The organism is Vibrio sp. 947 (genome assembly GCF_033339115.1).
Lineage (GTDB): Bacteria > Pseudomonadota > Gammaproteobacteria > Enterobacterales > Vibrionaceae > Vibrio > Vibrio alginolyticus.
In genome coordinates this window covers 18,966-29,600 of the sequence record NZ_JAWOTX010000044.1, presented here as the reverse complement: position 1 = coordinate 29,600, position 10,635 = coordinate 18,966, and the positions used below count along the sequence as shown (strand labels likewise).

Below are 10,635 nucleotides of genomic sequence, written 5' to 3'. Positions count from 1 at the left end.
TCCAAGAGCGACGCAATTGGATGTCTGTGAAATGGGGTTCAAACTCACCAAGCAGTGAACCATCAGGGGCGGTAACCACTGTTTGATTTGGATTAGAACGGTTTATAAGGATTTCATCAGGGTGAATAGCTGCCATTTTTATACTCTCTATATTTGATTTTTTAGCCCCACGGGTCTTGTTGGTGGGGCAGTTTGTGATTAGTCGATGTCAATTAGTTCGTCAGATGGAAGACGTTTGAAGTACTCGTTACCCTTATCAGAAGGCTTGAAACAGCGGCCATTAGGTGAGAACACTGCAACGACTTCATCACCATCAAAAACGTCACCGCCCAAGGTGTAACGGTTGTAATCTTGCTGTTCTTTGTGTTCTCGCCATTTCTCTCTGGCATCCTTTAGATCAACCACATCAATGTATTCCTCTGTCTCGATAGCGTAGCTATGAGTCAATGTTCCAACGCGAAGCTTAAGTTGACCTGTCGTTGTAGGTTTCGAATTTTGTTTTGTCATGAGCGTTATCTCCTGTGCTTTGATTCCATTAAAAGCGAGTTAGTGGATCGCGCAAGATGCTTAGATTTAGGTTTGATGGTTGAAAGGCGCCACGTAACCGCCGCGCCATTTTTAGAGTTTGGTTTAGATAGGTAGGGTTGTTTGAATCGCTACGCGCTGACCGTCAGAGAACAACCGAGTGAATGTTTCCGTTCGCTTTTCAAAATTGGTCGCTTGATGATGGCGGCAGGTGAATGACTGCCAATAAGCAAGCTTTAGCCCCTTAAGAAGCTGGTCTTCTATATCGCGGGGAAAACTGCACAATAGGTTTAAGCAATACTCTTTCGCGTCTTCTTCCTGCATGTCAGATACATCCAGTTCCCAAACTGCTTCCATTGATTCATTCCATAGCTCGACAAAAGCAAACACATTTTCCTCGATAGCCTCTGCCGCCGAAGTAAAAGCAAGTGGGTCTTCATATTCCTCGGTGCAATCATGTCTTGCATATTCAGTGGAGCGGAGCGTTTTATCTTTAGTGATTTCTACGTTTACCTCACGCAGTAATTGGGAACCAATGCGCGATGACGACTTCTCATTCCCTAGAACGGCTGCAGTTCGGCAGGCATCGAAACTTGCATCAAAGCCGTGGATATGCGCGAGAGTTTTTCGTTCTTCATAGACACCACCTCGGGTTACTTCGGAACAAGCTAGAAAATGAGCCCCAGTAAATAGCCTCTCCTTATTCGGCGCCTTTAATTCAAAGAGCTGTTCAATTTCCAAAGGTGACAATCTGACGGGTACATTGACTTTGACCTCTTGGCCATCAACAACCTCAATAGTCGAAATGTACTTTTTGCAGGGTATACCGACGCGAATAGGTGCAAAACTTAGTGCTTTCATCATGGACATAGCGTGCTGGCCAATGTCTGGTGCCTTATGAATCGGCAGAATCACATCACAACGACGTGCTAACCACTTAATCACCGATTTGTTTTCTTTGACGATCGCTAAGCTGGCCGCTGGGTCGAATGGGTTGTCTGGTATGACGATACTTAGCTTTTTAGCATGGCCTTTGAAAGACTCCACGATACGCTTATACCGCGAGAATACTTCTTGCGGCTCTACGAAGTTACCTTTGCCAACTTCGGTGATGACGCCATTGTCGAGAAAAGCACGGTTCCCCTTCATCAATGACTGTTTCATCATGTCGAGTAAGTGAGGTTGCTTGATGTCGCTCACGTAGGCAAGCGAAGCGCCTAAGCAAGCATTGGCAGCAGAATAGCCAGTGAACTCGTCAGCTGACGCTAAGCCTGAACGATACAAGACAGGTGAGAATGGTTTCGGTACATTATTGAGGATCTTTTTTAATCGACCTCTGAGAACTCCAACACCAATATGTTTACGGCAAAAGTACGTCGAATTGAAGGTTTTAAGCAGCTTCTGGGAGCTTGGCTTTTTAGTCATCATGTCGAAGGCTTTTAGGTAATCATTGGACAAAACGACAAACAAATCGCGGGATTTCTCAGCGTATTGCTTCAACAGTTTATTAGTGCCTGCAGTGTGCTTATCAACATACGCTTCCATCGCCGCTGTTTGGGTTCGCTTAGGCATTTGCTGGTCATAATGACCAATGACCTGTTTGGAATGAATCAGGCCGTGCAGACCTGACAGTATAAGCACTTCAAAGTGATCGTGAACATTATCTATGTTCGCACGAATTAACTCGTACACATGGCCAAGATATAGGTCGAATGCTTGGGCTTCGGTTTGAGCTTTATTGTCGCTGCAACCGATGATTAGAAGTGGTTTAGCCATTGGTTCTACCATAGTTATGCCGCTCGTAGAGAGTGAAACAGTTCTAACGAAAAATCTTTACTGTCTGGAATGCTTGAACTGGTGCCAATATCGATAAATGGATGCTCGATTAGAAGCTGCTTGACGAAATGTGGCCAGTCTTCCAGTGAGTCGAAGGGACGGGCTATGTCGTTGTAGATAACTTCAATCTCGTGGGCTTCTGTTACATAGCCTGCAAATAGAACATTGCAGTACTCGGTGTTGAACTGCTTCTGGGCTTCTTCTTTGCTTGGGAATGAAAATAGGCATAAGGACACACGCGGGGCTTCCGTCGCGCATGTTTTAGGATGCTGGTGGAGAGAGACAATTTGATGGATTTCAGGATTCACGTAAGCACTGTCCCAACTATCATCAGAGTATCGACCATTGCCGCTTATAAGGCATTGCTCATGACAAATATCACCATCATCGAATACACGGTATAGAGTAAGATCTTGCGATTGATAGACACGTGTCTGATCTTGAAAAAGGGGAGTGTGGCTAACGTGTTGTAGGTGAGGTAATAGGTAGTCGTATAGTTTCATCGTGGAATCTCCTGTGCTTGAGATTCTATTTTCTGACACTTCTCTAATCGCGCCAGAGGCTGCAGGCTGGCAAGCTGCCAACCTGCATGGTCAAGTTATGCAGCTTTGCGCCAGTCGTTAACACGCTGTTTTATGGCTTCAACAACAATCTCTTTGTCAGTCTCAAACATAGAGTTTAATTGCTTGTCCTTAGCATCCCTCATATCGTCATAAAAGGCCTGTGTAATATGACTAGCAAAGTTGGAGTTACCTCTGATATGCCGAATGCCAGCAATAAATGACGTATCACTGGTGGCCGAAGCAGGGTTAGAAATGACGCCATTGATATATTGAAGCACCCCTTCAACGGTTGCATTCATCTCGAGTTCGAGGTACTGACCAATTCGGAAAACGGCTTGTTTGTAAGCTTTCATCGTCATCGAATCTGCAGGTTTGTTCATGACTTCCTTGATGTACTCGCCAAGCGATGCAAGATATTTAAGCTCAACCTCATTTTGGTAAGGGCGATGTATAGAATAATTCACGGCGTGCTCCAGGCCGTAAAGGTGAAGAAATACTTCCTCGTTACCTGACCACTGTTCTTTGATCTCAGAGGCGCTGCGACGAATTAGTGGATAAATTGCTTTGTAATATTGGTCACAGTCCTCTGTTAAACGAAACTCTTTGTAGCAGTTCGTGATAAAGCTTTCATAGTCAAAAGAGACATCTTGATGGGATTCTGAAAGGGGTGATTGTGCAAATTCTTCCGGTGTAGCAATGCCGGTAACATGGAACGTCCACAGAATTGATTCGACAAACTTAAACGGTGTCCCGCCGTAAATCATGATTTTATTATCGAAGTCTACGGGAAGGTTTTTATCTGTTGAGCGAATTCCCATTAGTTGACCCGAAAAGTGTATTTTGTGATTCATTTTGCTGTTCCGTATTCATTAGGCACCAAGAAATCACGATTTAAGTGGTACTCTTGATGCCAGATAGTTTGAGAGATAATTTGAAGGGAAGGAACTGGTTGCCAACCCATTCAATTGAACTGACAACAAGTATCTCTCACATTGGAAAACGCGCTAGATGGGAAATGCTTAGTGACTATTTGAAGAGTTGGACATAAGCCACGAATGAAAGTAGAGATGGACCAACTGCAAGGACAAACACCACCATTGATTCATATGAATCGTTTCTCAATAGGTCGATTGGCGTTTTCACTGGTTGTTGAACAACAGCGGCCAATTTATGTTGCACCATCGGTCTAATTTTAGGGGTGACAATCCTGTACAGAGAGATTATGGCTAATATGTTCATCGCTGCTATGGCAAATTCAACCGCATACGATGCCTTTACCGGATGCAGTAAGAATGTAAACACACCCATTTGTAGTACCAGATAAGCAAAATACTTCATTTGTGTTCCCTTCTGTTAGTAAGCCAATCGTGTGTGATTCTCTGGATAGCCCAACATACGTTCTGCAAACACAGGGTTAAGGCCACCCTCAGTCGCACCAAGGCGCTGTATATCCCCGATCAACCCGCCTAATTTACCGGGCCGTGACATTCGGCTACCGGAAGTAAAATTGTTGTTGCCGTCCTTTGCAATGCATGTAGACAGCAAATCCGGGAAAGTAGTTTTGGTTGGGTTAAGATTGCGATCAGGCTCTCCAGTATAGATGTTACCACCGATCAGAATGCCACGTGATGGCATGTTCGTTACCAGTTCTTGATTGTCCATAGAAAAAATATCGAGTTGAGATACACCCCAGCCAGCAGCAAGTTTGGATGCCATGTAAGTTTCATTCTTGCGTGATTTTGGCTGTTTTGGTTTTACAGGGGCAAACTCAGCATCTGTGATGGCGTCAAATATTGCCTTAGCGATAGCTGGAACAATAGCATTGCCAACGCCGTTGATACGCTTTGTTCTCAGCTTAATTGAACGAGGCTCTTTTACCACGGCTGCATTGAGGATGTATTCTGGATCTTCTGATGGCAGGGGCATAAAGTGGTTCGGTTGCTTGTTCGCTTGCTTACGTACCGTATCGAAGATACGGCGGTTACCACGAGCGACAGCTGTCGTTGGCAGATACGCGACGATATAAGTGCGATGGCGGTAATGTGGGTAGCCAAACGCAGTCGCTGCAATGACCTCCCACTCAACGATATAACCAAGTCTGTTAAGTTCCATAAGAATCACATCAAGCCCACGGTTCAAGAGGTTGCTTGAGTTTTCAAAAACCAAATACGGAACTTCCAAGTCTTCTGCGATATTAAGAATGTCGTGCACTAGGCCAGATCGCGCACCGTTGATGCCGACATGATTGCCTTTGGTATTAGCTGGAGTCACATCCTGACATGGGAAGCCAGCAGATAGGATAGTTGGGAAGGGCAATATTCCTTCCATGAAATCCTCCATACAAAGGCTTGTGAAGCCAGTTTCATCAACAGGCACCTTATCCTCGTCTATAAGTGCCTGATGGCTGTGATAGGCGCGAGGAAGACCAATTTCAGACACATCACCGCAGTTATCTAGATTGAAGTTACGGTCAATCAATTTTGTATTATATGGGTCGATTTCAGCGGTGCAGATCGTTTCTATAAGACCGTTTTGCTGTGCGGCAAGGTGAAATCCGCCTATACCTGTACATAGCTCTAAAAGTGGTAGTTTGTTCATTGTGATTGACCCATAACGTATTTGATATGGGTCAGTATCCGCTAGAAGTCTAATCGCACAAGTCAGCGTTGAGCGACCATAGCTTCGTGGTAACGAAGTGAAGTAGGGGTAGAGCGTTCGGGTAATTCCGTTCTCTCTGTCACGGCATTACAGAGAGCAATGGATAGGTCAATTTCCGACTCACGAATAAATTTACTTGCTTTAGTAAGGTGATGCTCGCCCTCTTGAGCTTTGGCGTGAAAGATCCGAACGGTTTTTTTAGCCCTTGTCATGCCTACATATGCCAGTCGTCGCTCTTCCTCTTCATCAACACCTAAACCAGTTTCTGACTTTTTCTTAATAGGCATGGTATCCGCATCCCAAAACGGCAGTAGAACAAGGTCATACTCACAGCCTTTTGAACGAAAAATGGTGGTCAGTGTTACACCGTAATTATTCTTTGTTTGTTGTTGCGACAAATTGATGAGTCGTTGGAAGTAAGAGAGTGCATCCGCTGGTGAAAGCTTCAGGCTTCTTAATACGGTCGCAAGTGAGTTAAATCGTTCTTCTGCTTCTGCCAGTTCAGCATCACTTGTCGCGCTATTGGCCAACCATTCAGACATGTTTGACTCGTCAAGGTACGCATCAAAAACATCAAGGGCAGAGGCATTTTTCATTCCCTTCAATGTGTCGATGATATACAGGCGTTCCCTTACGTTTTCGTAACGGGTTTTGCTGGTGGTATCAGCTAATTGAATGGTATCTATCGCGGATACCCAATGCTCTACATCAATGCCACTTAAGCGGCGTGAAAGCTCCATCAGCTTCTTATTCGGCACGTAAGTGTGAGGGAACCGGAGAAGGTCGAAAATAAGTGTGCTGCGCGCTTCCGAATCAAGCACCTTATCGTTTCCGGTTACAAAAGTTAGTAGAGTAGTGAGAAGCTTAATCTCTCTTGTGTTTGGTAATGCGAATTCTGGGGGCATTTTATACGGCACCCTTCGAAGCAGGAACGATAACTCGAAAAGCATGGACTGTGACCAACGGCGGATCAGGACGGCGCAGTCTGCAGGTTGTCCACCGGATTCTAAGTGTTTGTTTATGGATTCGATAACGTCAGCTGCTGGCGTACCTGTAGGGCAGACTTCAACATTTGTAATTGGTGTACCTGGAGCAGAAACTGTCAAAGTGTCGAATCGTTCTTGGTTGTTCACAATCAGGTGGTTTGAAGCCAGAGATAAACGGTGACCATAACGGAACGTCTTACTTAATGTCAGCTTTGTACACGGCGGGAAATCTTTCTCGAAAGTTAGCATAAATCCCGGGTTTGAACCGCGCCAACTGTAAATCGATTGGTCAATGTCTCCGACCGCGATTAGAGAAGTATTCTGGGCCTTAATCAGCTTTACCAGCTCATACTGGGAGGCATTAATGTCTTGAAATTCATCAATCAAAATTTTAGAGAATTTTGACTGGTATTGAGTTCTTAGCTGTCCGTCCTTGCGTAACAGAGCTACGGTTTCAGGACACCAGTCATCAAAGAACAATACTTTTTCGGCCAAACGAGCCTTTTCAAACTCATAAAATGCAGGGATTAAAAACGAGTAAGTTTGGTTGATCCCCATAATGTTAAACACTTCTTTTACAGGTAACATCATCGCTTTCACGAGGCCGACAAACGACAATAGGGTATCTGCAGTTTTGCTATCACCAATAACGGATGCAATCTTCTTGCTTCTCGTGTTTGCGGCAATCACTTTAAGAGCAGACCTAGCTAATGACAGCTGGAATGGTCCAGTGTCCATGTTAAGTTCGAAGCCAATTCGATTCAGGTGGCCAGAATTACGCAAAACGCTGTAGCAAAAACCGTGAAAGGTTTTGATTAATGGAAGATCTGCCAATCTTTTAGCTTTGATACGCGCAGTGAACTCGGTTGCGATGTCACTATTGAACATTAGGACGCACATATTGGTAGCCGGCATCGTTTTGACTTGTTCCAAAATGAACTCAATTAAAGTAGTCGTTTTGCCAGTACCTGGGCCTGCGTCGATCAGTGCATTTCCTGAGTTAAACGAGACAATAGCGTCTTGCTCGGATGTTCTATTCATTTGCTATACCTTAAACTTTTCTCTATTCACTAGTATGCAGGCAGATATATATGCCGCAAGAGCCCCTATGTGGCTAACATTAAATTTTGATAGCGTGGTAGTATCGTTTCTTAATGTACAGCAACCGGATTAAGAAATGCACTACCTGTTAATCAAGAACAATGAGAAAGCACCATTATTAGAACTGCTGAGGAAGGTAAAAGAGACTGAGTTAGACGCCGATACTAGAACGGTAGTAGATAGCCTAGTGCTCCAAATCCACAGTGGTACAGCTGATGTTATTCATAGTAACCATATCGCTAGATTCTTGCGTAGTTTAAGGCCATTAGGGTTCGGATTAGTCAATTTAAGTCATAACATCTCTCAAGAGAAACTTGCCGATATGATAAAAGGCAGACTCCTTTATGAAGTAATGGAAATAGAAGGCTGCGATTACCATTCACATCAGATAGCTGAATACATGCTGCAAATGGGTTACCAGATACCGGAAAACCTTGTTAAACGATTTGGAACCTCAAGCGTAGAAAGCTTCTTCGAGAATATGTTGAACAGTGAACATGATACTTGTCATGGCGTACTGCGACTAATGTCTGACGAATTTGTAAGTAACGGCTATTTCAAAAGTCTAGCGAGGGGAATTAGCCAGCCAGTAACGAACAAACTAAAGTCCCCGAAACATGCCCTGGTTAAAAACCTTCTCAATTCATGGATAATCGATGGTTTCTTACCAGTACATCAGGTTAACCCAATAAAACTGGCTGTATCGCAAACACTAAAAAAAGACATCTTGAAGAAAAAAGAGAACCTTGTGCAGTATGATCACTGGTTAGTTGAACAATTGGTTCAGCTATGGGGGGAACATGAACAGTTCTACGACAGTGAGCATTCTATTGTGGCAGCTTTCACAGAAGAAGTGGGCCAAATTGATGACCATGCACCTTATAAGTCGCGCCTAATTGAACTTGTTTACGAAGTGCGAAACAGAGCAAGCCATTACCTCAAATAGCAGAAAAGGCGCATAGATGCGCCTTTCTTTATGGATTAGAAATAGGTACCAATTTTTCAATTGCAGACTACGGTTAAAAACTTCCTTCTGCTTGACGAATAGCTTTGTAACGAACCATGCCTTCGGTCAGAAAGATGATATTGGCCAAGTCATAGTAGGTGACCTTACCGCCTCGATAATCGTAGACCTGCTGTACTTTCTTCGTTATGAAGTCCTCATTAACTTCAAGCACCAGTTTTTCCAGTTCATCGTAATGGTCAGGGGTGATCTCCCGGCCTTCATGCGGAACCAGCCAAACATTTAATGGAGGATAGTTCTCAGGGTTTTTGTATACCTTCATCGTTACATTTGCTGACGATGCATGAAAATGGTCACCCGCGCTCTTTGTTATGTGTTGAAAATACCAAATGGAAGCACCGATGAAGATTGCATACAGATCAAATCCGTAAATACCAATACCAAGTAGAAGTATGCCTACTACTTGGAGTTTTCTAGCGTGTACTAATAGCAGTTTGGCTCTATCAGTTACTTTTCCAGATAGCTCCATTAGGAGCTTGTAATTGTTCAATTTCGGTACCTATTCTTTCGATGTTAAGTGGGACTCTGAGCGATTGCGTGTTAATTCAATCCAAATTGTCGTTGAACCGTCATCACCACGATTAGATGGAGCAGGGCAAAAGCTCTCGTCAACTTGCTTTAGGAAAAGCTGTTCACTCAAGAATTCCAAGCAACCGGTATCTGTCGCGGCCATATCAACGCCATATTCTTCGATTGATGGCATTGCTACTGTAACCGCCTGTACGGTGTAAAGATTGGCAATGTAAGCCCATTCATTGCTTTCAAATATGGGCGGCTGAGAAGGGGTTTCAGAGTCATAGATCACCAAATCTGCATCTTGCTTATCGTATTGAGATTCCAAACAGCTTGGTTTAGTAAAATGGATTAAAACTTGGCTGACAGATGGATCTGTGTAAACCCATAATTGCTCTGGAATTTCGCGTTCATAGCGTGAACACTGTTCACTGGATGGTAAGGGCAAGTCTTTTGATTGCGCACTTAGCCACTGAGTTTCACCCTCTGAATACTGCAGCATCTCAAGGACGATATTTCTAAGGTGAAAATTCTTACCTATAAGATGCTTACCCAAGACGGATTCCATTGTACTTAGCTGGTCTTGTGTGGGGATAAAGTATGGTTGAGCCATTTTGTTCTCACTTAGTCATTAACTCGTAATAACCAATACTTTAATCGGCAATCCGATTCCCGCAACAAGCTCTATTTAGAGTTAATGATAAATTATAACGCTTAAAAAAAATAGTGAGGTAGGTTCTGTTGGTAGGAGTCATTCAAGGAGTTCCCAATAGGTGGGGGAAGGGAACTCCTTTGGAGCAATTTATTGTGTCACATACTCATTTGAAAACTTGATTGACTCAAGTTCACTGATCAGCTCATTAAATTGAGAAGTATTGCCTGCCGATGTTTGTCTTACACACTCTGAGATAAGAGCTGAACGGTAAGACTCCGACAATTCAGCTAGTTTTTTCTTTTCAATCTGAATCGCCTGGCTATCGTCAGGAAGTCTATTAATCGCATTTAGTGAAGTCGTCATGATCTGGAAATAGCGTTCAGATGCATCAGCGAGAGTGTCTTTTCGAGAGTCCGATAAATTTCCCGATAGTCTCATGTCCCAGTACATTTTTAGCAGTGATCTTGAGTCCTTTGCTAAAGGCGAATCTTCCAAATTCTCTAGCTGAGATTCAACAACGTCCATTTGATAACGATGTAACGCGGAGAAGTACAACGCACCATACTGCTTTGCTTTTCGCTGTGTTGTAAATACAACCAGTGCTATGTATGTCGAAAGGCTCGCTACTGCACATACAATCAATGCGATTTTTCCCTGCGATACAACGGCGTTGACAGTAAAGAAGATTGATAATGCGAATGCTGCGATATTTTTAGGGTCGATGGCTGCATTAAGTATGACTGTACGTAAAAGGTTTTTTCGTGAGTATTTCAT

General features: G+C 43.6%; 11 protein-coding genes. 1 reads left to right on the top strand and 10 read right to left on the bottom strand.

Going from position 1 to position 10,635, the window contains the following annotated elements:
* Window positions 1–198 precede the first annotated feature (198 nt).
* The 7 genes from R7Q39_RS28450 to R7Q39_RS28420 all read right to left on the bottom strand — a co-directional run bounded on the left by R7Q39_RS28450 (window position 199) and on the right by R7Q39_RS28420 (window position 7,609).
* A complete protein-coding gene (locus tag R7Q39_RS28450; protein WP_225477912.1) occupies window positions 199–507 on the bottom strand; it encodes a hypothetical protein in 309 nt (102 codons plus the stop codon).
* Window positions 508–630: 123 nt separating this feature from the next.
* Entirely contained in the window at window positions 631–2,301 is a 1,671-nt protein-coding gene (locus R7Q39_RS28445) for a DUF6884 domain-containing protein (RefSeq protein ID WP_225477910.1), read from the bottom strand.
* A 14-nt stretch (window positions 2,302–2,315) separates the two neighbouring features.
* Window positions 2,316–2,864: a hypothetical protein gene (locus R7Q39_RS28440; RefSeq protein WP_225477908.1), complete on the bottom strand. Its 549-nt coding sequence runs from the start codon at window positions 2,862–2,864 to the stop codon at window positions 2,316–2,318.
* 95 nt (window positions 2,865–2,959) lie between these two features.
* Window positions 2,960–3,775 (bottom strand): hypothetical protein, encoded by an 816-nt coding sequence (locus R7Q39_RS28435; RefSeq protein WP_225477906.1) that lies wholly within the window; start codon window positions 3,773–3,775, stop codon window positions 2,960–2,962.
* Window positions 3,776–3,950: 175 nt separating this feature from the next.
* Window positions 3,951–4,262: a hypothetical protein gene (locus tag R7Q39_RS28430; RefSeq protein WP_225477904.1), complete on the bottom strand. Its 312-nt coding sequence runs from the start codon at window positions 4,260–4,262 to the stop codon at window positions 3,951–3,953.
* 15 nt (window positions 4,263–4,277) lie between these two features.
* On the bottom strand, window positions 4,278–5,522 hold the full coding sequence (locus R7Q39_RS28425) for a DNA cytosine methyltransferase (protein ID WP_318077168.1): 1,245 nt from the start codon (window positions 5,520–5,522) through the stop codon (window positions 4,278–4,280).
* 62 nt (window positions 5,523–5,584) lie between these two features.
* A complete protein-coding gene (locus tag R7Q39_RS28420; protein ID WP_225477901.1) occupies window positions 5,585–7,609 on the bottom strand; it encodes an ATP-dependent helicase in 2,025 nt (674 codons plus the stop codon).
* A 136-nt stretch (window positions 7,610–7,745) separates the two neighbouring features.
* Between R7Q39_RS28420 and R7Q39_RS28415 the strand changes: the two genes are divergently transcribed.
* A complete protein-coding gene (locus R7Q39_RS28415) occupies window positions 7,746–8,615 on the top strand; it encodes a hypothetical protein (protein ID WP_225477899.1) in 870 nt (289 codons plus the stop codon).
* 73 nt (window positions 8,616–8,688) lie between these two features.
* On the opposite strand, the gene R7Q39_RS28410 is transcribed toward R7Q39_RS28415, so the two are convergent.
* The 3 genes from R7Q39_RS28410 to R7Q39_RS28400 all read right to left on the bottom strand — a co-directional run bounded on the left by R7Q39_RS28410 (window position 8,689) and on the right by R7Q39_RS28400 (window position 10,635).
* Entirely contained in the window at window positions 8,689–9,183 is a 495-nt protein-coding gene (locus R7Q39_RS28410; protein WP_225477897.1) for a hypothetical protein, read from the bottom strand.
* Window positions 9,184–9,192: 9 nt separating this feature from the next.
* A complete protein-coding gene (locus tag R7Q39_RS28405) occupies window positions 9,193–9,819 on the bottom strand; it encodes a hypothetical protein (RefSeq protein ID WP_225477895.1) in 627 nt (208 codons plus the stop codon).
* A gap of 189 nt (window positions 9,820–10,008) precedes the next feature.
* On the bottom strand, window positions 10,009–10,635 hold the full coding sequence (locus R7Q39_RS28400; RefSeq protein ID WP_225477893.1) for a hypothetical protein: 627 nt from the start codon (window positions 10,633–10,635) through the stop codon (window positions 10,009–10,011).